The sequence below is a fragment of the Blautia sp. Marseille-P2398 genome, assembly GCF_964240315.1.
Taxonomy (GTDB): domain Bacteria; phylum Bacillota; class Clostridia; order Lachnospirales; family Lachnospiraceae; genus Blautia_A; species Blautia_A wexlerae.
Genome location: NZ_CAXSTD010000014.1, coordinates 13,396 through 35,537 on the forward strand (window position 1 = coordinate 13,396; position 22,142 = coordinate 35,537).

Here is a 22,142-nt window from a genome sequence, read left to right on the forward strand (position 1 = left end):
CGGATTCGAAAATAAGAGAACGAAAGAATTTCTGGCAAAAATCCTGTAAATAGAATAAATCTTGATACTTAAAACTTAAAATAGTGAGTAAATACCGGGCTTTATTTACCAGTAACTTTTACCTGCATATTACATAGATTTTGATGTAAATACTCTGCAGATGATATATTATAAAAAATACAAATATTTTCAGAAAGTGCAGGCTATCATGAATAAAAAGAAATCAAAGAATAAAAAACAGGATAAGCAGAGTGAGAAGCCGGTTCCGAGGAAAAAGGAAGAGGAGCAGACAGAAGGAACTGGTAGAAATTCAGCTCAGAACCCTTGCTATGGATTACTGGTCTGTACTGGAATATCATATATATACTGCCTGGATTTTAAAAACAAAAATCCAGGCAGTTATTTTAATACCAGCGTGTCATTGGCAGATCATTATTGATTCCTTTAGTCATCAGAATCTGGTGCAGATCAATAATTCCGTTATGGAAGGTTGCAGCACATGCTGACAGGTAAAGTTCCCACATACGCAGGAAGGATTCATCAAACATGGTCTTTTCCTTTTCTATATTCTCACGGAAATTCTTTTCCCAGTGGAGCAGAGTTTTATTGTAATGCAGACGCAGATTTTCAATGTCCAGAGTGTGGAAATTGTCCTCTGCCATATGATTCAGGATTTCTCTCAGACTGGGAACAGTTCCGCCTGGAAAGATATATTTCTTGATCCATGGATCACCCGGATGTTCTTTCAGTGCACTGATAAAATGAAGCAGGAATAATCCGCCTGGTTTCAGAACTTTCTCTACACAGTCAAGGAAGAGCTGATAATTGTCACGACCAACATGTTCCAGCATTCCCACACTGACTACCCGGTCAAACTGATAGTTATGTTTCGGCAGATCACGGTAATCCATCAGTTCCACTGTAAGATAATCTTCCAGACCCTGATCTTTGATGCGCTTCTGGAATTCTGTATATTGTTCGTGGCTTAAAGTGATTCCTGTACCATGTACTTTGTATTTTTTAGCAGCCTCAATCAGCAGAAAACCCCATCCGCAGCCGATATCAAGAAGACTCATACCTTCTTCCAGATGCAATTTTTTCAGAATATAATCTACTTTATTGACCTGTGCCTGATATAAAGAGTCATCGTCATGAATGAAGTAGCCACAGGAATAACTCATGGTTTCGTCCAACCATAATTTATAAAAATCATTTCCGATATCATAGTGGCTGGTGACTTCCTTTTCCTGATTCTTTTTGGATGTAGAACTGAACATGATCTTTTTCAGAGCAGATTCATTGGTAGAAAATTTGCTCATCTGTCCCAGAAAATGATCCAGTGCCTCGTAAAGATTTCCTTCAATATCCAGATCTCCCCGCATATAAGCCTCGCCTAATGCCAGGGAGGTGCTTTTTAGCAGCTCGGCCAGAGGAATTGTTTCCTTAAAATTTACTGTAAATGTGGGTTCTCCCTCTCCGATTGGATATTCGGAATTCTTGAACTTTACCAGAAATGGATAGTCCGTAAAGCGTTCAAGGAATTGCACCATTGCTTTTTCCTCAGCCTTTTCTCCTAATGTCTCAAACATAATAGTTTACCTCCTTTAACACAAAACTATGATACACCTTTGGGGGCGCTTATCGTCAAGGGGAGAATTAAACAAAGATATCTGGGAAATTGGTCAGACTTGTAGCAGAATAATGGAAATAGAAGAAGAAACAAAAAGTTCACAAAAAACATCTTGACCATCAAAGAAACACAAGTTATAATCCTGTCTTTGACAGTTACTAAACAAAAAAATTGCTGTACCTCTTGATTTTACTGAGGTTCGGCGATTTTTTGTGTTGTTTTGGAATATAGTATTTTATTCCCGGCCTTTTCATCGTTCTTAGTTTATCCAAGATCGTTTCGTAGCTGATGGCATTTTCCAGGTCTCTTTCAAGGTAACGATATATCACTAATGCAAGGAAACAGATAAGGAAATGGGCTTTTATGCGTATATCGTCTTGAAGAAAAAATGGTTTTGTTTCAAAATCAGTTTTCATTATACGGAAACATTTCTCGATTTCCCATATGTCGATATTTTAGAAATGCCGATAAATTTTCTATAAGATTCCATGCCTGACCCAATGTCAGGCACAAGTAATGAACTATCGGCATTTATTTCAATCCACAAAGCCGCTTGATAGTATCTTCGTCATTGGCATACTTGAACATCACATCATCCTTAAAGATGGAACTGTCACTATCGCTAAGTTTATACCGTGTCTTCATCATCAACATCGCTTATCTCATAGATTGTCTCATACTCATCAAATGAAATACTATAATAATGACTGATTACGTCTCTATAGTGAGAAATGCCGATATATTTACAAAGTCTTATAAATCCAATATTTCAGAAAGTCAAAAATCGGCATTTCTAAAATATCGGCATAATATTCCAACGACCTTCGCTGACTTTTAAGATATCTTTTACGTCATCGTCTAAGAGGTCTGTAGTTACTGCATACATCCCATCATATAAGGCTTCCTGTTCGATCTTTTCTGTGTCCAGATAATTGTGGATCTTTGCAGTTTCTCCATCTTCAGTTGCTGCGACTTTCCCTATGAATCGAGCAGGATCATTCGGATTCCTACGTTCCTTCTTTATCGTACCGGTGCTGAGCATTTTTTCAGCACGTTCTATCTGGGCATCTCAAACGGATTTCTGATATCTTGCATACTGTGGTTTTAAAGAAGTTTGTTTATTTGCATTTCCCTTATTGTTAATATAGCTTTTGGCAATATAAAAGGATTCCGAATTTTTTGATTTTGATGTAGTTACTTTCATGGAAAATCCCTCTACACACTTCTGAAAATAATGCTATATAATACTATAAAATAAAGCAAAAAATTTGACATAAAAAAGCAGGTACCATAAGGACTGCAAGCATTTTTTCTTATATTCAACTGTCAAACTCCCGTGTTCACTGACAATGTCGGATTCTGATTTTTTTCTGACAGTTTTTTGCGATTTTCTAAGAAATATGATATAATATAACATTATATAATGTTTGCATATGGAAGGAGTCATCAATGAGTTTGGATAAAAAATCACAGTTACCATTATATGCTCAGTTAATGAAAGAGATAAAAGATCAGATTCGAAAGGGAACATATAAGGAGGGAGATCAGATTCCCACAGAAGGAGAATTATCCGCTGCCTATCAGGTCAGCAGGATTACAGTGCGCAGAACAATTGAAGAGTTATGCTCTCAGGGATTTCTTGTAAAAAGACAGGGAAAAGGAACTTTTGTGGAAATACCCAAAATATATCGTAAAATAGAAAATGATAACAACATGAGTTTTTCTGAAGCGTGTCGTTCAAATGGAAGAAAGCCGTCTTCACATATCATTTCCTGTCATATTATGGAAATGCAGGAATGGCAGCAGGATTTTTTTAAACCTGAACATACTAAGATATATCACATAGAACGAATTTTGTCAGCCGATAACTTGCCGATTATTTATGAACATATTTATATTCCAACCGATTTTCTTCCAGATTTTCAGGTGGAAAAGCTGGAAAATGGATCTCTTACACGTCTTCTCAATAAAGAATATCATATGAAAGAATCTGAAAAAGCGAGAAGTACAGTAGAAGTCAGTACAGTTTCTCAACCAGTGGCAGGATACCTTAGAATGAATGAAGGAGAACCTGTTATGATTCTGGCAAGCTATATTAATAATGAAAAAGAAGAACCTTTATATATCAGTTATGAAATTATTGCTGGTTCACGTTACAAAATTTCCATATAGACAACGAAAATGTAATATTAATAGATGGTGAAGAACCGTTTAAACACGAAAGGTTATATTGAATAAAAAGAAGGATTTCAAATCTTGTTTTCAGCACAGAAATATACTCTGAAAATGAGAAACGGAAATCCTTTTTTTGTGTGTTATAGACAAAAAAATAAAGAATAAAATATCAAGAATTCACAAAGTTATGATTTGCCCAAAAGATCATATTGTATTATGACGTTATATGATGATATAATACAAACCAAGAAAGGAGGACGTGATAAATGAAAAAAAGATTTTCAAAAGTGATTATTGCAAAACATCTTTTTGACGGTATAAATGAGAAAGATTACGAAGGATATCTGTGTTTAAGTGGAAATCATATTGTCGAAAAAAAAGCAGGAAAACCTGAAAAAGATATTTTGAATCAGGCACAGGAAGTTCTTAATTTCAGGGATGAACTGGTTATGCCGGGAATTACAGATACTCATACATTTTTTACCGGATATGCAATTTATCATGTAGGAGCAGATTTTTCGAAAGTGACAGATAATGAAGAGGGATGCTGTATTCTGAGAAAATATGAGCAGAAGAGACATCCGGAGGGAGCATTACTGGGGCATGGATGGAATCCGGAGATGTGGGACAGGCAGAACGGAGAAGAAATGCTGGAAGAGAAATTTCCAAATAAAGCGGTGATCATTTTTTCGGCAGATCGTTCCTGTTGTATTATGAATCAGAAAGCCAGAAATATTTATCAGTTTTCGGCAGAAACATGTTATCCGGAAAGCTATTACCGCATCATGAGAGAATATCTGAATGACCGGGAATTTATTAAAAAGGAATTTTCAGATTATATGAAAATGATGAATTCCAGAGGGGTAACTACTGTAAAGGAAATGGGATTTGATGACTTCTATGGATTTACAGATTATCTTAAAGAACTGGAAGATTCTGAAGATCTTAATCTGAGAACCTTCTTTATGTCACAGCCTGTAGGTGAAGGAATGAATCTTGTTTATGCCCGCAGAATGAGAGAGCAGTTTACAGGAAATAAGATTCGTTTCAGTGGTTTTAACCGGATGACTGATGGTACGATTGCTTCTTATAAGGGTGATTTAAAAGAGCCATATGAAAATCAGGATTTCTGCTGTAAAGATCCGGTTCCATATGAAGAAATTGAAAAAGACGTTCTGGCAGCAGATGCAGAAGATTTCAGATGGTCTTTACATGCACAGGGAGATGGTGCAGTAGGAAAAATTACAGAAATTTATCAGAAATGCAAGAAGGTTCAGGGAAAGCTGAAAAACAGACATGCAATTACAGATATGGAGTTTACAGATCCAAAGGATTTGGAAATCCTTGGTCGGATTGGGGTAACAGCAGAATTATATTTTCAGATTATGTCACTGGATCCGGCAGATGTGCTGATTAATAATATTAAACAGACGATAGGTACAGAGCGTGGAAAATATTACTGGAACCGCCGTAAAATGCAAGACAGTGGAATGAATTTAAGTGGTGCCACAGATTTACCGTTACTGCTTACCAGTATACCGGAATCTATCTATTATTCCTGTGGAGGATACATGGATGGACGTGCTGAAGCATTTCAATCAGAAAATACTCTTACTGTACCGGAACTTCTGAAAGCATGGACAATCGGTGGACAGAAAAATCTGGGTATGGAAGAAGTGCTTGGAACGTTAGAAGAAGGGAAACTGGCAGATATTACTGTGTTTGACAGAAATTTACTTGAAATTAATCCGGTAGATGCCAGGGATGCAAGGGTTGTAATGACAATCATGGACGGAAGAACCGTTTTTACAGAAAATAGTCAGACAGAAAAAAACTGATCTGACAGAAAACAATAAGAAAAGGGGAAGGTAAAATGGAAGAAAAGAAAAAATTCAAACTTCATATGCCACATGTGCTCACATTGATTTTTTTCCTGATAATTGTAGTGGCAATACTTACATGGATTCTTCCAAGTGGTGAGTTTGAACGAAAGGTAATGGAAACTTCTGCAGGAGAAAGAAGTGTAGCAGTAGCAGGAACTTATCATTCGGTAGATAAAGTTCTTGAAGATGGAACAAATTTAAGACAGGGAATTGCTCAGGTACTTATGGCACCTGGAAAAGGAATTCAACAGATGGTAGAGGTTCTTGCATTTGTCTTTATTATCGGCGGTGTATTTCAGATTATGGCCAAGACTAATGCACTGAATATGGGAATTCAGAAGATTGTGAAAAAACTTGGAGCAAAAGAAATTCTGATCATACCGATTCTAATGGTTCTTTTTGGATTGGGTGGAAGTACCTTTGGAATGTCAGATGAGTTGATTCCATTTTATTTATTGATCATGCCAATTATGTTTGCAATGGGATATGATTCCATGACTACTTTTATGACAGTCTGCTTATCTGCAACAGTTGGTTATGCTGCATCTACAGTAAATCCATTTTGTGTATTGATTGCACAGGGCATTGCCGGGATTCAGGGAAATCCACAGCTGGTATTTAGAATGCTCCAGTTTGTGATTATGATGGCTTTGGTTATTGCTTTTGTAACCTGGAGAGCATTTAAGATTAAGAAAAATCCTGAAAAGTCTATTACGTATCAGGATGATTTGCTCAAGAAAAAAGAAATGAATACGGATATTGATTTTAATCAGGAAATGACAATTCGTCAGAAGCTGGTGCTCCTCACTTTTGTAATCGGAATGGTTATAGTGGTAGTAGGACTTGTAAAAAATGGCTGGTATATGAATGAATTATCCATGTGTTTTCTGGGAATGGGAATCCTGATGGGAATCTTTGGTGGTATGAATGAAACAGAAATAGCAGAAGAGTTTATCAATGGCGTAAAGGATATTGCATTTGCAGCTATGGTAATTGGTTTTTGCAGTGGAATCATGGTAATTGCGCAGGATGGAATGATTATTGATACTATTTTAAATGCATTAAGTGGACTGGTAGAAAAATCCAATAATGTTGTTTTCTCGGCAGTGATGTATGTGGTTCAGTCTTTACTGACATTGTTAGTACCGTCCTCCTCAGGACTGGCAGCATTATCTATGCCAATCATGGCACCTTTATGTGACCTTCATGGTGTAAATCCGGAAGCGGCAGTTACAGCTTTACAGTATGGAAATCAGTTGACAAACCTTATGAGTCCAGTAGCAGGAACAACAGTAGCGGGGCTTGCAATCTGCAAGATTTCATTTGGACAGTGGTGGAAAACTATCTGGAAAATGTTTTTGATCATGGCTGTTATAGCAATTGTATTCTGTACAATTTCAGCAGGATTATAGAAAACTATAAAATAAAAAATATAAATAAAAGGAGATTATTAAAATGAACAGACCAGAAGAATTAATCAAAAAAATCTATGAAGAGCAGGGACAGATTAAAGATGTATTTTTTACAGCATGTGGAGGTTCTTTAGTGGATCTTTATCCGGGATTCTATTTTATCAATGCAGAATCAGAAACTATGCACTCTCATTGGCTTACAGCAAAAGAGTTGATTGTATCCCCATCCAAATTTCTGAAAAAGGGTGCACTTGTAATTCTTTGCTCTCATGGTGGTAATACAAATGAAACTGTAAATGCAGCGAAACTTGCCAAAGAACGTGGTGCAGCAGTGATTACTATGACACATAATCCAAATTCTATCTGTGCACAGGAAGATATGAATCCAGTCGTATATAGCTGGGAAGATGATACAAATGAAAAAGAAAGACCGCAGGGAATTGTAATGCGTGTTCTTAATGAACTGATGAAGTTACAGGAGCCATCTTATACAAAATATGAAGCTGTACTGGATGGACTTGAAAAAGCTGACGGTATTGTCCGTGCAGCAGTAAAGAAAGTACAGAACCGTACATGGGTATTTGCTGAGAAATATTTTGAAGAGCCGTTCCTTTATATTATGGGCTCTGGTGCTTCTTATTCACAGGCATATGGTTTCTCTATCTGTTCTCTTCAGGAAATGCAGTGGATGGATTGCTGCTATCTGCATTCCGGTGAATATTTCCATGGGCCATTCGAATGCACAGATGAAGACCATCTCTACATTCTTCTTATGGGAACAGGTGCAGCCAGAGTTATGGATGAACGAGCACTTACTTTCCTGAAAAAATACGGAAAGAAATATGAAGTAATTGATGCTAAGGAACTTGGAATTGATGCAATTGACGAAAGCGTAAATGAATACTTCTGCCCAATGGTATTCTATGCAATGTCAGTAGCATATCGTACAGGTTTACAGGACAAGAGAAGACATCCTCTTGATATGAGAAGATACATGGGTGTTGTAGAATATTAATATTCTTTCGTAACAAGTCTGGCAGATATGAATCTGCCAGATGAAAAAGGAGAAGAAAAATGGTAAAGTATAATACAAAAGTACTGGGATTTGGTGATAATGTAGTTGATCTGTATGAACATTCTCATATGATGTATCCAGGCGGGAACTGTGTAAATCTGTGTGCATATTCCAAAATGTTTGGTGTAGAGAGAGCTGCATATATGGGATATTTTGGAAGTGATGACATTGCAGAATTTGTAATTTCAGTATTAAATGAACTTGGAATTGAAACTGTAAAGTGCAAACAGTTGGTAGGAGAAAACGGATGGTCTAAATGTACACTTCGTGATGGAGACCGTATATTTGGGGATTATAATGAAGGTGGAGTAAGAGGAAAGACTCCGTATATTCTTGACCGTTTTGACCTTGAATATATGAAAGAATTTGATTTTGTGCATACGGGAAATTATTGCTATACAGAATCACAGCTGAAAGTTATGAAAGAGGCTGGTATAAAAATTTCCTTCGATTTTTCTGATGACTCTTCCAAAGAATATTATGAAAAATATGCACCATACATTACATATGCATTTTGTTCTTTTGACGGAGATGATGAAGCAGCAAAAGAACATCTGAAATTTATTCATTCCCTGGGACCGGAGTTGGTATCTCTTACCAGAGGTTCTAAAGGCTGCATTATGTATGATGGTGAACAGTTTTATACACAGCCGGCAACACTTATTGACAATGTGGTAGATACAATGGGTGCCGGAGATTCTTTTCTGACCTCTTTTATGGATTGTTATATTGATCAGCTGAAAAGAGGAACTGACAGACAGGAAGCAATCCGTACTTCTTTAAAAGAAGCTTCTAAATTTGCAGCACATGTATGTACACTCAATGGTGCTTTTGGATACGGAAAACCATACGAGGATTAGAAATATAATATATAGAGTGAATGACAAAGAGGAGAAAATATATGCTGTACCATGGAAATGCAATGGATTACATATATGAGACTCCTGATATCCTGCAATACATATTGGAAAATAAGAAGGAAATTCTTGAGGACAGCAACAGAGTGCTGAAAGATAAGAAAATATCAGAAATTTACCTGACAGGTTCAGGATCTTCTTATAATGCAGCAGTAGCTGTAGCCGATTTTGCAAAGAAATTACTGGGTATACGGGTTACACCTGTATACCCAGTAATGCTTATAGAGGATTATGAACTTATTTCAAAAAGCGCAGTGGTAACAGGAATTTCACAACAGGGAACCAGTGCAGCAGTCATAAAGGCACTGGATGATGTTAGAGAGCGCGGCATTGTCACAATTTCAATGACCGGTGAATATGATACGGAAATTACCAGACATGCAGATGCTAACATATATATTGAATGTGGTTATGAAGATGCTGGTGCAACAACCAAAGGTTTTACGGCAACAGTATTGACTTTGATGATATGGATTATTGATACTGCCGAAAGCATTGGAAGGATTACAGAAAAAGAAGCTGAAAACTATAAAAAGCGAATAGATGTTGTAATAAAGAATATGAAAAATATTCTGCAGATAAGCAAACTCTGGTGCTCAGAAATATCAGAGAAACTAAAAGATAATGAAGATATGATACTTATTTCCGGTAATAAAATGAGGAGTTTGCTACTGGAGGGAATATTAAAATTTTCTGAGACCTGCAGATTTCCGGTGAGGGGATATGAGGCAGAAGAATTTATGCATGGTATGTATAATGCTGTCACTTCAAAAACTAACTTTTTATATATTTTTCCACCTAATGGTTATGAAAGAAATCGAATGGAAAAATTGTTCGATTATTATACAAAGCAGGGTTACTGTTTATTTGGGATTAATTCCAAACAGGTAGATGAAAATATAAAATATATACTGAACTGTAAATTTACAGACGATCCTGAGTTTTCAATTCTGGAATATATTCTGCCTGTACAAATGTTGTTTGTTATGACATCACGGGCAAGAAAGATAGATTTGAATATTCCGTCAGATCCTGATTTTCATAGATATATGGGTAGTAAACTGGAAAAATAGGAAAGTGAAATTATATGGGTATTATTGAGCTGTGAACAGGTAACAGAAGAAAGCATGGAGGATAAAATGGAGAAATTAATCAACAGAGAACAATTGGCAGGTATGAATATTCATTATTTATTTTATTCATTGGAATATTTTCTTGATGCACAAAAAGAAGCCGGATTTAAAACAATTGAGTTATGGCCTGGAACACCGCATTTCTTTTTAAGCTATATAGAATATTCTGACTGTAAACATGTCAGAAAACTTCTTGATGAAAGAGATTTGACTGTGAAGGTGATTACACCGGAAAATTGTACATACCAATATCAGTTCGCTGCACAGGAAAAAGAGCAGTTTGAAAAAAGTATGGCATATTTTAAGAAAGCTCTGGATGCCGGTGAAGAATTGGGTGTAGAAACAATGGCAATCAATTCAGGATGGGGATATTGGAATGAAGACAGGGAGGAAGCCTGGAAACGTTCAAGGGAAATGCTGTCTGTTCTGGCAGAATATGCCAAAACAAAAAATATCCGACTGGCAATGGAATCTCTTCGTCCGCAGGAATCCAACCTTGCTACTACGGTATATGATGTAAAAAGAATGCTGGATGAAGTAAATCATCCAAATCTGAAAGCGATGATTGATACCACAGCAATGGGAGTTGCCGGTGAAACAATTGATCAATGGTTTGATATACTTGGAGATGATATTATCCACATGCATTTTATTGATGGAAATCCTTATGGTCATCTGATTTGGGGGGATGGAACGCATAATCTTGAGGAGTTTCTGAAGGCAATCAATCGTCATGGATATAAGGGATATCTGGGACAGGAAATTACAGAATTTGACTATTTTAAAGATCCGGCTAGGGCAGATAAACAGAATATGAAAGCATATGAAACATTTATACGCTAAAACTCACATTATAGGAGACCAGCTATGAGTGATAAAATGAGAATAAAAATTTTTTCATGCATCATGCTTACTCTGTTTTTCTTATGTGCATGTAGAACGCAGAGTGTCTATGCTAAGGAAAAGATAACTGTCGGAACGAATGCAGAATATGCACCGTTTGAATATCTGGACAGTGATGGAAATCTCACGGGTTTTGATTATGAACTTCTGGAAGCAATTGCCCAAGAAGAAAATCTGGAATTGGAATGGAAAGATATGCCCTTTGATTCTTTGGTTGGTTCTATGGAAACCGGAAATATTCAAATTATTGCGGCAGCGATAGGACCAACAAAAGAAAGGGAAAAAAGTGTAGATTTTTCGGATGTTTATTATACGGGATCCCAGAGTATTGTAAGCAGTCAGAAAACACCTTTGTATTATTTTGCTGGATTATCCGGGAAAAGAGTAGCAGTTTTGGAAGGATCCCAGAGTGATTTCATTGTATCCGGAGAGAATACAGACTATGGTGTTGTTGAAAATGCAACAGTTGTCCGCTTTAAAAACGCTGCAAGTGCAGTAATGGAACTGAAAAACGGAGGTGTAAATGCTGTCTTAATTGATACTATTATGGCAGAGATTTACTGCAGACAGAATGATGATATTGTTTATCAGAAAGTGGATGGAACGGAAGAGGATACAGTGTATTGTATTGAAAAAGGAAATACAGAACTTTTAAATACAGTAAATAAGGGACTGAAAAAGTTAAAAGATAATGGAGAATATGACCAGATTTATGAAAAATTTTTCTCAGGAGAAAATGATACAACGCAAGTTCAGATAGCAGATAACACAGGAATAATTGGAACTTTCAAATTTATTTTTCTGCAGGATAACCGTTGGAAATATTACCTGAATGGACTACAGGTTACGCTCCTGGTTTCAATCATGTCAGTACTTTTGGGAACTGTGATTGGATTAATGGCAGCAATGATAAAATTGAATGCCGATCGTAAGAAAAAAGAAACTGTATTGTCGAGGATTATCCATATATATGTAGATGTGATTCGTGGAACCCCTTCGGTATTACAATTGATGATCGTGTATTTTGCTGTCTTTCATAGCCGGTTGGGATATGTGGCAGCAGTTGTGAGCTTCGGGATTAACAGTGGTGCCTACGTGTCTGAGGTGATACGTGCCGGAATTATGGCAGTTGATAAAGGACAGCAGGAAGCCGGAAGATCTCTGGGACTTGGATATAAAGATACAATGAGATTTATTATTATTCCACAGGCTTTAAAAAATATTCTGCCTGCAATGGGAAATGAATTTATACAGTTGATTAAGGAAACTTCCATTTTGGGATATGTAGGTATTATGGATCTTACCAAAGCTTCTAGTTATGTTTCATCAAGAACCTATCAGATGTTTATACCATTGATAACTGCTGGAATTATGTATTATCTGATTGTGAAAATACTCTCTATATTTCTCGAAAAGATGGAAAGGAGAATGAGACAAAGTGATTAGTGTACATAATCTGAAAAAATCTTTTGGAAATGTGCAGGTTCTCAAGGGTATTAATATAGAAATACGAAAAGGTGAATGTGTCTGTATTATTGGCCCTTCAGGATCTGGAAAATCTACTTTTTTGAGATGCCTGAATCTTCTGGAGGTACCAGATGAAGGAGAAATTATTATAGAAGGGGAGCGCATTCTGGAAAAAAGGAAAGATATTGATAAATATCGAGAAAATGTAGGAATGGTATTTCAGCATTTCAATTTATTTCCAAACATGACAGTGCTGAAAAATATAACTCTTGCACCTGTAAGATTAGGAAAATGGAAAAAAGAAGAAGCGGATGAAAAAGCAATAGGACTGTTAAAAAGAATTGGGTTGGAGAAGAAAGCACTGTCTTATCCATCAAAGCTTTCCGGAGGTCAAAAACAAAGGGTTGCGATTATAAGAGCACTGGCTATGAATCCTGAAATTCTTTTATTTGATGAACCAACTTCAGCATTAGATCCTGAAATGGTAGGAGAAGTACTTGATGTAATGAAGAAATTGGCAGGAGAGGGAATTACAATGCTTATAGTTACCCATGAAATGGGATTTGCCAGAGAAGTGAGTGACAGGGTATTGTTTTTTGATCAGGGAGCTATATTAGAAGACGGTTCTCCAGAAGAAGTATTTGAAAAGCCACAACATAAGAGAACGAAAGAATTTCTTGCGAAAGTTTTATAAAATTCGAGTTACAAAAAGAAGATAGTGTTATGGTTGGTGTAATGTAAAAAACAAAAAATTCACAAAAAACATCTTGACCATCAAAGAAACACAAGTTATAATCCCCTATATAAAAATTTTCGTACAAAGAGCAGACAATGGGGTCTGAGAAAGAATCCCATTGCCTGCTCTTTTTTGTGTACTGCGAGGATTTTTATTACTGTTCACACACCACTATCCCGCGAGGTGTTTTGGCATGAATACGCCAAAATCCCGAGACATACAAGCCAAAATTCCATTGCCGCAGGCAATCTGGAATGAATTTTGGCTACGTTACTGAGAACGGAGTGAACAGTAACAGATTTTTGCATATTATAATCCGCACAATTCGAGAGGAGGAATATCATGAGGCTGAATCCCAAAGAACAGGAAAAATTAATGCTTCATATGGCAGGAAATCTTGCAAAAGAGAGAAAGGAAAGAGGTCTGAAACTGAATTACGTGGAGGCACTTGCGTATATCAGTTCTGAACTCCTGGAGCTTGCAAGAGATGGTAAAACAGTAGTAGAGCTGATGCAGCTTGGAACCAAGATTCTTACAAAGGATGACGTAATGGACGGTGTTGCTGATATGATCGGTGAAGTCCAGGTAGAGGCAACATTCCCGGATGGAACCAAGCTTGTGACAGTACATAATCCAATTCAGTAAGGAGGAGAATGAGCATGAAGATCGGTGAAATTATGGCCGCAGATCGTGAGATCACACTTAATGAAGGCAAGAAAACAGTGACAGTAACAGTGGCAAACAAAGGCGACAGACCGGTTCAGGTCGGTTCTCATTTTCATTTCTTTGAAGTAAATAAATGCCTTTCTTTTGACAGGGAAAAAGCCTATGGATATCATCTGGACATTCCTTCAGGAACATCTGTAAGATTTGAGCCGGGTGAAGAAAAAGAGGTTCAGCTTACAGAAATGGGCGGCAGACAGAGAGTATTCGGACTGAATGACCTTACCCGCGCCCAGGCAACTGATGATACAAAAGCAGCATCCATGGAAACTGCGAAATTAAAAGGATTTCTGTAAGGAGGGACAATAATGAGTACAAAAATTTCCGGAAGCAAATATGCGGCAATGTATGGCCCGACTACAGGAGATAAGGTACGTCTGGCAGATACAAGCCTTGTGATCGAGGTAGAAAAAGATTATACAACCTATGGAGACGAAGTAAAGTTCGGCGGTGGCAAGACAATCCGTGACGGTATGGGACAGTCTGTAAAAACCTGCAGCAAAGACGGAGATCTGGATCTGGTAATTACCAATGCATTGATCGTAGACTCTACAGGAATCGTAAAAGCAGATATCGGTATCAAAGACGGCAAAATCGCAGGAATCGGTAAAGCCGGAAATCCGGACATCATGGATGGTGTGACACCCGGAATGACAGTGGGTGCATCTACAGAAGCACTTGCAGGAGAGGGAATGATCGTAACTGCAGGTGGAATTGATACCCATATCCATTTCATCAGTCCGCAGCAGATCGACTGTGCATTATACAGTGGTGTAACTACTATGATCGGAGGTGGTACAGGCCCTGCAGACGGTACAAACGCAACTACCTGTACACCTGGACCATGGAACTTAAAAATGATGTTAAAGGCAGCCGAGGAATACCCGATGAACTTAGGTTTCCTTGGAAAAGGTAACTGCTCAGACGAAGCTCCTCTCATTGAGCAGGTTAAGGCTGGAGCTATGGGACTGAAGATCCATGAGGACTGGGGCGCAACACCTGCAGTTATCAATCACTGTCTGAATGTGGCAGATGAATATGACGTACAGGTTGCCATCCATACAGACACATTAAATGAAGGTGGATGTGTGGAAGATACACTTGCAGCCATCGGTGGCAGAACCATCCACACTTATCATACAGAGGGTGCAGGCGGTGGACATGCACCGGATATCATCCGCGCAGCAGCAGCTCCGAACGTACTGCCATCCTCCACAAACCCAACAATGCCATATACAGTAAACACTCTGGATGAGCATCTGGATATGCTGATGGTCTGCCATCACCTTGACAAGAGAATTCCGGAAGATGTTGCATTTGCAGATTCCCGAATCCGTCCTGAGACAATCGCAGCAGAGGATGTTCTTCATGATATGGGTATCTTCAGTATGATGAGCTCTGACTCTCAGGCTATGGGACGTGTAGGTGAGGTTATCACACGTACCTGGCAGACAGCAAGTAAGATGAAAGATGAGAGAGGTGCACTTCCGGAAGATGCAGGACATGACAATGACAACTTCCGTGTAAAACGTTATATCTCCAAATATACCATCAACCCGGCGATCACACACGGTATTTCCCAGTATGTGGGCTCTGTGGAAGAAGGTAAATTCGCAGACCTCGTTCTCTGGAATCCTGTATTCTTTGGCGCAAAACCGGATATTATCATCAAAGGCGGTATGATCATTGCATCTAAGATGGGCGATGCAAATGCATCCATTCCGACTACACAGCCGGTTCTCTATCAGCCAATGTTTGCAGCTCATGGAAAAGCTAAGAACGAAGCCTGCCTGACCTTTGTATCCCAGGCTGCCATGGATGAGAATGTAAAAGAGAAATACGGTCTTGAGAAAACTGTAGTACCTGTAAAGGGATGCAGAAATATCAGCAAAAAAGATATGGTATTTAACGACAGAACACCGGAACTGACTGTAGATCCGGAGACATATAAGGTTACTGTTGACGGCGAAGAGATCACTTCCAAACCGGCAGAGAAGCTTCCGCTGACACAGCTTTACAGTCTGTTCTAAAAACTCTGAATAGTTACAATCTGGTTATCTGATCATAAAAATGATATTCGCAGGACTGTTATTTATGGAGTTTTGTGAGAACTTTTATAAGAACTTACCAAACGATATAATGACAGTCCTGTCAGTATAAAATTCTGATTTTTATATGAAAATAAGCTGGATTTATTCATCTTGTTATGCGTGTTGAATAAAAGTATTTCCACTTACGAAATATAAACAGAAAAATATATTGAAGAAGCAGGAGAGGAGAGAATATTATGTTAGGAGTTTGTCTTTTATTCGTAGGAATCGTACTGATCAACAACGGTATGTGTTCTTTATACAATGTAGACGGAAAATCAACCGCCATTATGAATATCTTTACAGGTGGTCTTTCTTTATTTATTAACTTTGTCAATCTGGTGCAGGGCAATTATTATGCAGCAGGAACAGGATTACTGTTCTGCTTTACCTATCTTTTCGTAGCCCTGAGTAAATTCCTGAAAGCAAGCCCGATCCCATTTGCATGGTTTTCTACTTTTGTAGCCATCAATGCGGTGATCTTCGGTACAATCGAGGGATTTACAGGAAGCACTGCACTGGGAATCACACCGGATCTGCGTTGGGCAGCAATCTGGTATCTGTGGGCAATTCTCTGGGGAACTGCTTTCGTAGAAGATATCTGCGGAAAAAAACTGGGAAAATTCGTTCCATATCTTCAGGTATTTGAAGGAATCGTAACTGCATGGGTTCCTGGAGTTATGATGTTACTTCAGATTTGGTAAAAAATAAATCTGATAAGAAATTTTTATCGGATTCAGGAGGTCGAAAATAATGCTGTGTGAACAGGTTTTAGGAAAGCTTCATGATTTTGATACTACAGGAAAAACCATAGAATATGTAGATATTGAATGGCACGAAGCATTTAAGAAAATACATAAAAAAATAACAGACAAAGGAACAGAAGTGGGAATCCGAATGGACGATTCCATTCTCGCCAGAGGTCTGTATCAGGATGATGTGATCTACGCAGATGATGAGAAGCTTGTAGTGGTAAATACACCGCCATGCGAAGTTATCCGTGTTTCTCTGACTCCGGGACATGAGAAAATGTCTGCAAAAGTCTGCTACGAAATCGGAAACAGACATGCACCGCTTTTCTGGGGAGAGAATGATACGTTTATCACGATCTATAACGAGCCAATGCTTGTTATGCTTCAGAAAATCCATGGAGTTCAGGCGGAGAAAGAAGTGCTGAAGCTGGACTTTGACAGGAGAATTTCTGCAAGTATTCATAATCATCATCACTAAATTTATCTGGATAATCAATATGCAAATGAATTATTATGGAGGTTCTTCATGTCAGAAAAACAATTTTATTTACTGCAGGTAAATGATGCGTTATTTCCAATCGGAGGCTATTCTCATTCACAGGGACTGGAGACTTATATCCAGCGGGGAATTGTCCACGATGTAGACACAGCCAGAGAATATATTACGCACAAAATCAAATGGAATCTTGCATACACAGAGCTTCTGGCAGCCAGACTAGCCTATGAAGCGGCTGAGAAAAAAGACCTGAAAGAACTTCTATATCTGGAAGAACTTCTGGAAGCATCAAGAATTCCTATGGAGCAGAGAGAGGCAGCCAGAAAAATGGGTTCCCGTTTCGCAAAAACCATTGAGAAACTTGGATTATCCATCAGTGAAAACGGGATTTTCAGAGAATATCTGGATGCACGAAAAGGAAAAGCAGTAAATCATTGCTGTATTTACGGAGTTTTCTGCGCAGAAATGCAGATTCCGCTGGAGAAAGCCTTAACGCATTATCTCTATGCACAGACCTCAGCTATTGTGACAAACTGTGTAAAAACAATTCCATTGAGTCAGACATCCGGGCAGCAGCTGCTAAGTGGCTGTTATGGAGAATTTGACGAGATATTAAAAGATGTGATGACAAGAAGTGAAGAAGATATGTGTCTCTCTGCGCCGGGATTTGATATCAGAGGAATCCAGCATGAGAAACTCTATTCCAGGTTATATATGTCGTAGTTTGAATCTGACATTAGTTTTTCCAGGCTAAAATGTGAATAGAAATAGAATCATGTGCATAATATGAAATCTTAAAAATTTATATGTGGAAAATTAGCGAACAGATTATAAGAAGCTATCAACAAGTAAAGTAGAAAAGAGGAAATCGGTATGTCATATGTAAAAATCGGAGTTGCCGGACCTGTAGGTTCCGGAAAAACAGCACTTATTGAAGCATTGTCAAGAAAGATGGCAAAAGATTACAGCATCGGCGTCATCACAAACGATATTTATACAAAGGAAGACGCACAGTTTCTGGCAAAGAACAGTGTTCTTCCGGTAGAGCGTATCATTGGTGTGGAAACAGGCGGCTGTCCTCATACAGCGATCCGCGAAGACGCTTCCATGAATCTGGAAGCAGTAGATGAGATGATGGAGCGTTTCCCTGATATTGAACTTCTTTTCATCGAAAGTGGTGGAGATAATCTGTCTGCAACATTCAGTCCGGAACTGGTAGATGCAACCATCTTCGTCATTGATGTAGCAGAAGGAGATAAGATTCCACGTAAAGGCGGTCCTGGAATCACACGCTCTGATCTCCTTGTCATCAACAAGATCGACCTGGCTCCATATGTAGGTGCAAGTCTCGAAGTAATGGAAAGAGACTCCAGAAAAATGCGCGGTGACAGACCATTCCAGTTCACAAATATCCGCGGAGATGAGAACGTGGATAAAGTAGTGGAATGGATTAAGAAGAATGTACTCTTAGAAGGAATGTAAAGAAAGCCTATGGATAACAAATTTGGAAAAGTTTCCCGTATCAGTGCCTGCGCCGCACTGAAAGATGGAAAAACCATTCTGGAAGACCTGTCTTTTACAGCACCATACAAGATCATGACACCTTTTGAAAAGGAAAATGGAGGAATCCAGATCATGCCTCTCTGCGCATCTGCCGGAATCATGGCAGGAGATTCACAGGAATTTTCCTACCATGTAAAAGAAGGTGCAGACCTGGAGATTCTGTCCCAGTCTTTCGAGAAGATTCACAAGATGGATGAAGGCTCTGCCAGCCGTACCATAGAAGTGCAGGTAGATAAAAATGCTGCATTATACTATTATCCTCAGCCTGTAATCCCTTTTGCACAGTCTGCTTTTGACAGCAAAATGACGATTCATCTGGAAGATGAAACTTCGAAATTGTTTTTGCTGGAGATCATTTCCTGTGGTCGAAATGCACATGAGGAACGATTTCAGTATCGCAGATTTTCCTCAAAGGTATTGCTGTACCGGGGAGAAAAACTGATCTACAGAGACAACACCAGATATGAACCGGGCAAAATGCCGATGGAAGGAATCGGGTTGTACGAGGGTTTCACACATATGGCAAACCTGTTTCTGTCTAAACTATGTGACAGAGGTGACGCGGATGGTCTGGATAGAACATCAGAACTGAAGGAAAAGATCTGGCAGATTCTGGATGAAGATTCAGAAGTAGACGGCGGTGTTACCCGCCTGACTACGGGTGATCTGGCATTGAGAATCTTCGGACATCGTGCCCAGAAATTACAGCAGATAGCTGAGAAAATTAAGGAAATCTATACTTCCTGCCAGATAAATCATAAATCGGTTATGAATGAATGACTTTCCGTCCCAGTGGCTACGTTACCGTGAACGGAGTGAACAGTAACGATCTCTTTTTTGTAGTTGAAGCTACTAAAATAGAATCCTTGCTATTGTCTTTTGGGGATGTTAAGATAAGGAAAAGAATGAATGGAAGAAATGTATTTTTAGGTTGCTGGGCATGGAGTGAACAGTACCATTTTCAGAGAGGAGTGTAAACAGATGAGCAATAAAAAGAAACTGCCGGTAGGAGTCGATTCTTTTAACAAACTGGTTCAGCATGACTTTTACTATATAGATAAAACAGGTCTGTTGGTCGAGCTTTTGAAAAATTGGGCAGAAGTAAATCTGTTTACCCGACCGAGACGATTTGGAAAAAGTCTCAATATGTCTATGCTGCAGACATTTTTTGAAATTGGTTGTGATAAGACACTGTTTGATGGTCTGAAGATCTCAGAGGAAAAAGAACTGTGCCAGGAATATATGGGGCAGTTTCCGGTGATTTCTATTAGCCTTAAAGGCGTAGAGGGACAGACATTTCAGGAAGCTTTGGCAGCAATGAAATATATTATAGGACAGGAAGCTTTGCGCTTCGGATTTCTTCTGGAAAGTGACAGACTATCTGATAAAGATAAAGACATTTATCAGCAGCTTACAGAAATAGGAAAAGGTACAGGCAGTCTTTTTGCCATGACAAATGATGTATTGGGTACCAGTCTGAAAACTTTGTCAGACTTACTTTGCAGGCATTATGGAAAAAACGTAATTCTTCTTATAGATGAATATGATGTTCCTCTGGATAAAGCGTTTCAGTATGGGTACTATGATCAGATGGTATCGCTTCTTCGTGTAATGTTTGGAAATGCTTTAAAAACGAATCCGAGTCTGTACTTTGCAGTGCTGACGGGATGTCTGAGGATTTCAAAAGAAAGTATTTTTACAGGACTTAATAATCTGAAAACACTTACAATTACAAATGCACAGTTTGACGAATATTTCGGTTTTACAGACAAAGAAGTTAAAGAAATGCTGGCATATTATGATCTGGAAGAACATTATGAAACAATGAAAGAATGGTATGACGGTTATCGTTTTGGAAAAACGGATGTATATTGTCCTTGGGATGTGATTAATTTCTGTGACGATCTGCGGGCAGATGAAGATGCATATCCTCAGAATTATTGGTCTAATACCAGCGGAAATGCCATTGTACGTCGTTTGATTGACAAAGCAGACAGTGTTACGAAAAATGAGGTTGAGAGCCTGATTGCAGGTGACGAGGTTATAAAAGAGATTCATCAGGAACTGACCTATAGTGAGCTGGATCAGTCGATAGAAAATCTGTGGAGCGTATTATTTACTACCGGTTATCTGACTCAGAGAGGCAGAGTAGACGGTAGGAAATATCGTCTGGCAATTCCTAACAGAGAAATCAGAGAATTATTTATAACGCAGATTCGGGAATGGTTCCGTAAGTCATCAAGGAAGGATACAGGGACACTGGAAGCTTTCTGTCAGGCTTTTCCACAGAAAGACGCTGTGAAAATTGAAAAGCTTCTGAATGAATATCTCTGGAATACTATCAGTATTCGGGACACATCTGGCAGAGAGAAAAAGGAGAATTTTTACCATGGAATGATTCTGGGACTTCTCAGATATAAGGAAAACTGGCTGGTGAAATCTAACGCAGAGTCCGGAGAAGGATACAGTGACATTCTCATTGAAGTTCCAGAGAGCCGGACTGGTATTGTAGTGGAAATCAAATATGCAGAAGATGCAGCATTTGATTCTGCCTGCAATAAGGCAATCCAACAGATTGAGGAAAAGCATTATGAGGCAGCACTACTTGGGGATGGTATGGAGAATGTTGTAAAATATGGAATTGCCTGTTATAAGAAAAGATGTAAGGTGTTATTGGCAGAGTAAGAGTTTGTCTTCTGTCCAGGTCAAAAAAAGTATTAATTTTTTTGACCTGGATAGAAAAAGAAAAGAAATTTGTTTATAATAAGGTCATTAAAATGTGCCGTTTCCGTTTTTAGAGAGAGTTTCTCTTTTTTTGTTGCTAAAATATACCCATAAACAAACAGAAAGCAAACACAAGGAGGAAATGAAACAATGGGTAAAAAGTAGCAGTGATTGGATGAATATCGTACATCTAATGAAGGAAAATATCCAACGCAGATTCAGGATGTAAAGGCGGCTATACGTTATCTGAGAGCTTATGCAGAAAGGTTCAATATTGATGAGGAAAAGATTGGCGTTATGGGAGAATCGGCAGGAGGTTATCTTACATGTATGGCAGCACTGGATAATGCTTCAGGTTTAGATGTAGGAGAACATCTGGAAAAATCAAGCAGAGCACAGGCTGCATGTGCATGGTATCCTCCTACAGACTTAACGGCATTTCCACATGATTTATGATGAGGTC

General features: G+C 38.4%; 22 protein-coding genes. 19 read left to right on the plus strand and 3 right to left on the minus strand.

Annotation, left to right across the window (positions count from 1 at the left end; translation table 11 throughout):
* Positions 1–404: 404 nt before the first annotated feature.
* From ACESZG_RS14835 to ACESZG_RS14845, 3 genes are all read right to left on the minus strand, one after another.
* Complete coding sequence (locus ACESZG_RS14835) at positions 405–1,589, minus strand: cyclopropane-fatty-acyl-phospholipid synthase family protein (RefSeq protein WP_008705100.1); 1,185 nt, start codon at positions 1,587–1,589, stop codon at positions 405–407.
* A 572-nt stretch (positions 1,590–2,161) separates the two neighbouring features.
* On the minus strand, positions 2,162–2,284 hold the full coding sequence (locus ACESZG_RS14840) for a hypothetical protein (RefSeq protein ID WP_259838393.1): 123 nt from the start codon (positions 2,282–2,284) through the stop codon (positions 2,162–2,164).
* A 139-nt stretch (positions 2,285–2,423) separates the two neighbouring features.
* Positions 2,424–2,672, minus strand: coding sequence for a hypothetical protein (locus ACESZG_RS14845; RefSeq protein ID WP_049947354.1), 249 nt, complete (start codon positions 2,670–2,672; stop codon positions 2,424–2,426).
* A 407-nt stretch (positions 2,673–3,079) separates the two neighbouring features.
* On the opposite strand from ACESZG_RS14845, the gene ACESZG_RS14850 reads away from it, so the two are divergent.
* The 19 genes from ACESZG_RS14850 to ACESZG_RS14940 all read left to right on the plus strand — a co-directional run bounded on the left by ACESZG_RS14850 (position 3,080) and on the right by ACESZG_RS14940 (position 22,135).
* Complete coding sequence (locus ACESZG_RS14850) at positions 3,080–3,802, plus strand: GntR family transcriptional regulator (RefSeq protein WP_055058817.1); 723 nt, start codon at positions 3,080–3,082, stop codon at positions 3,800–3,802.
* Between the two features lie 269 nt (positions 3,803–4,071).
* Positions 4,072–5,643: an amidohydrolase family protein gene (locus tag ACESZG_RS14855; protein ID WP_055058816.1), complete on the plus strand. Its 1,572-nt coding sequence runs from the start codon at positions 4,072–4,074 to the stop codon at positions 5,641–5,643.
* Between the two features lie 35 nt (positions 5,644–5,678).
* Positions 5,679–7,100, plus strand: coding sequence for a YfcC family protein (locus ACESZG_RS14860; protein WP_055058815.1), 1,422 nt, complete (start codon positions 5,679–5,681; stop codon positions 7,098–7,100).
* 43 nt (positions 7,101–7,143) lie between these two features.
* Complete coding sequence (locus ACESZG_RS14865; protein ID WP_055058814.1) at positions 7,144–8,115, plus strand: SIS domain-containing protein; 972 nt, start codon at positions 7,144–7,146, stop codon at positions 8,113–8,115.
* Positions 8,116–8,174: 59 nt separating this feature from the next.
* Positions 8,175–9,035 (plus strand): PfkB family carbohydrate kinase, encoded by an 861-nt coding sequence (locus ACESZG_RS14870; RefSeq protein WP_025577722.1) that lies wholly within the window; start codon positions 8,175–8,177, stop codon positions 9,033–9,035.
* A gap of 41 nt (positions 9,036–9,076) precedes the next feature.
* The gene (locus tag ACESZG_RS14875; RefSeq protein ID WP_055058813.1) at positions 9,077–10,165 is read left to right on the plus strand and encodes an SIS domain-containing protein; all 1,089 of its coding nucleotides are present in this window, start codon (positions 9,077–9,079) and stop codon (positions 10,163–10,165) included.
* A 66-nt stretch (positions 10,166–10,231) separates the two neighbouring features.
* Positions 10,232–11,068, plus strand: a complete 837-nt coding sequence (locus ACESZG_RS14880; RefSeq protein ID WP_055058823.1) for a sugar phosphate isomerase/epimerase — start codon at positions 10,232–10,234, stop codon at positions 11,066–11,068.
* 24 nt (positions 11,069–11,092) lie between these two features.
* Positions 11,093–12,574: an ABC transporter permease subunit gene (locus ACESZG_RS14885; protein WP_373218651.1), complete on the plus strand. Its 1,482-nt coding sequence runs from the start codon at positions 11,093–11,095 to the stop codon at positions 12,572–12,574.
* Positions 12,567–13,289 carry an amino acid ABC transporter ATP-binding protein gene (locus tag ACESZG_RS14890; protein WP_055058812.1) on the plus strand — a complete coding sequence of 241 codons (723 nt, stop codon included), beginning with the start codon at positions 12,567–12,569 and terminating at the stop codon, positions 13,287–13,289. Before ACESZG_RS14885 ends, ACESZG_RS14890 begins: the two co-directional genes overlap by 8 nt.
* 384 nt (positions 13,290–13,673) lie before the next feature.
* The gene (gene ureA, locus ACESZG_RS14895) at positions 13,674–13,976 is read left to right on the plus strand and encodes an urease subunit gamma (protein WP_008705098.1); all 303 of its coding nucleotides are present in this window, start codon (positions 13,674–13,676) and stop codon (positions 13,974–13,976) included.
* Positions 13,977–13,990: 14 nt separating this feature from the next.
* Positions 13,991–14,350 carry an urease subunit beta gene (gene ureB, locus ACESZG_RS14900; protein ID WP_019163039.1) on the plus strand — a complete coding sequence of 120 codons (360 nt, stop codon included), beginning with the start codon at positions 13,991–13,993 and terminating at the stop codon, positions 14,348–14,350.
* A 12-nt stretch (positions 14,351–14,362) separates the two neighbouring features.
* Entirely contained in the window at positions 14,363–16,084 is a 1,722-nt protein-coding gene (ureC, locus tag ACESZG_RS14905; RefSeq protein ID WP_008705097.1) for an urease subunit alpha, read from the plus strand.
* 257 nt (positions 16,085–16,341) lie between these two features.
* Positions 16,342–16,848, plus strand: coding sequence for an AmiS/UreI family transporter (locus ACESZG_RS14910; RefSeq protein ID WP_008705095.1), 507 nt, complete (start codon positions 16,342–16,344; stop codon positions 16,846–16,848).
* A 49-nt stretch (positions 16,849–16,897) separates the two neighbouring features.
* Positions 16,898–17,374 (plus strand): urease accessory protein UreE, encoded by a 477-nt coding sequence (locus ACESZG_RS14915; RefSeq protein ID WP_019163037.1) that lies wholly within the window; start codon positions 16,898–16,900, stop codon positions 17,372–17,374.
* A 48-nt stretch (positions 17,375–17,422) separates the two neighbouring features.
* Positions 17,423–18,115 (plus strand): urease accessory protein UreF, encoded by a 693-nt coding sequence (locus ACESZG_RS14920; protein WP_119243585.1) that lies wholly within the window; start codon positions 17,423–17,425, stop codon positions 18,113–18,115.
* Positions 18,116–18,265: 150 nt separating this feature from the next.
* Positions 18,266–18,874, plus strand: a complete 609-nt coding sequence (gene ureG, locus ACESZG_RS14925) for an urease accessory protein UreG (protein ID WP_021925795.1) — start codon at positions 18,266–18,268, stop codon at positions 18,872–18,874.
* Positions 18,875–18,883: 9 nt separating this feature from the next.
* A complete protein-coding gene (locus ACESZG_RS14930) occupies positions 18,884–19,735 on the plus strand; it encodes an urease accessory protein UreD (protein WP_118411236.1) in 852 nt (283 codons plus the stop codon).
* Between the two features lie 201 nt (positions 19,736–19,936).
* Complete coding sequence (locus tag ACESZG_RS14935; RefSeq protein WP_118411237.1) at positions 19,937–21,640, plus strand: AAA family ATPase; 1,704 nt, start codon at positions 19,937–19,939, stop codon at positions 21,638–21,640.
* Positions 21,641–21,850: 210 nt separating this feature from the next.
* Complete coding sequence (locus ACESZG_RS14940; RefSeq protein ID WP_118411238.1) at positions 21,851–22,135, plus strand: alpha/beta hydrolase; 285 nt, start codon at positions 21,851–21,853, stop codon at positions 22,133–22,135.
* Positions 22,136–22,142: the final 7 nt, after the last annotated feature.

What these genes read in the sequence shown, in the direction of transcription:
- ACESZG_RS14835 (WP_008705100.1), bottom strand. Translation starts at nt 1,589, where the DNA reads ATGTTTGAGACATTAGGAGAAAAGGCTGAGGAAAAAGCAATGGTGCAA.
- ACESZG_RS14840 (WP_259838393.1), bottom strand. Translation starts at nt 2,284, where the DNA reads ATGTTGATGATGAAGACACGGTATAAACTTAGCGATAGTGACAGTTCC.
- ACESZG_RS14845 (WP_049947354.1), bottom strand. Translation starts at nt 2,672, where the DNA reads ATGCTCAGCACCGGTACGATAAAGAAGGAACGTAGGAATCCGAATGAT.
- ACESZG_RS14850 (WP_055058817.1), top strand. Translation starts at nt 3,080, where the DNA reads ATGAGTTTGGATAAAAAATCACAGTTACCATTATATGCTCAGTTAATG.
- ACESZG_RS14855 (WP_055058816.1), top strand. Translation starts at nt 4,072, where the DNA reads ATGAAAAAAAGATTTTCAAAAGTGATTATTGCAAAACATCTTTTTGAC.
- ACESZG_RS14860 (WP_055058815.1), top strand. Translation starts at nt 5,679, where the DNA reads ATGGAAGAAAAGAAAAAATTCAAACTTCATATGCCACATGTGCTCACA.
- ACESZG_RS14865 (WP_055058814.1), top strand. Translation starts at nt 7,144, where the DNA reads ATGAACAGACCAGAAGAATTAATCAAAAAAATCTATGAAGAGCAGGGA.
- ACESZG_RS14870 (WP_025577722.1), top strand. Translation starts at nt 8,175, where the DNA reads ATGGTAAAGTATAATACAAAAGTACTGGGATTTGGTGATAATGTAGTT.
- ACESZG_RS14875 (WP_055058813.1), top strand. Translation starts at nt 9,077, where the DNA reads ATGCTGTACCATGGAAATGCAATGGATTACATATATGAGACTCCTGAT.
- ACESZG_RS14880 (WP_055058823.1), top strand. Translation starts at nt 10,232, where the DNA reads ATGGAGAAATTAATCAACAGAGAACAATTGGCAGGTATGAATATTCAT.
- ACESZG_RS14885 (WP_373218651.1), top strand. Translation starts at nt 11,093, where the DNA reads ATGAGTGATAAAATGAGAATAAAAATTTTTTCATGCATCATGCTTACT.
- ureA (WP_008705098.1), top strand. Translation starts at nt 13,674, where the DNA reads ATGAGGCTGAATCCCAAAGAACAGGAAAAATTAATGCTTCATATGGCA.
- ureB (WP_019163039.1), top strand. Translation starts at nt 13,991, where the DNA reads ATGAAGATCGGTGAAATTATGGCCGCAGATCGTGAGATCACACTTAAT.
- ureC (WP_008705097.1), top strand. Translation starts at nt 14,363, where the DNA reads ATGAGTACAAAAATTTCCGGAAGCAAATATGCGGCAATGTATGGCCCG.
- ACESZG_RS14910 (WP_008705095.1), top strand. Translation starts at nt 16,342, where the DNA reads ATGTTAGGAGTTTGTCTTTTATTCGTAGGAATCGTACTGATCAACAAC.
- ACESZG_RS14915 (WP_019163037.1), top strand. Translation starts at nt 16,898, where the DNA reads ATGCTGTGTGAACAGGTTTTAGGAAAGCTTCATGATTTTGATACTACA.
- ACESZG_RS14920 (WP_119243585.1), top strand. Translation starts at nt 17,423, where the DNA reads ATGTCAGAAAAACAATTTTATTTACTGCAGGTAAATGATGCGTTATTT.
- ureG (WP_021925795.1), top strand. Translation starts at nt 18,266, where the DNA reads ATGTCATATGTAAAAATCGGAGTTGCCGGACCTGTAGGTTCCGGAAAA.
- ACESZG_RS14930 (WP_118411236.1), top strand. Translation starts at nt 18,884, where the DNA reads ATGGATAACAAATTTGGAAAAGTTTCCCGTATCAGTGCCTGCGCCGCA.
- ACESZG_RS14935 (WP_118411237.1), top strand. Translation starts at nt 19,937, where the DNA reads ATGAGCAATAAAAAGAAACTGCCGGTAGGAGTCGATTCTTTTAACAAA.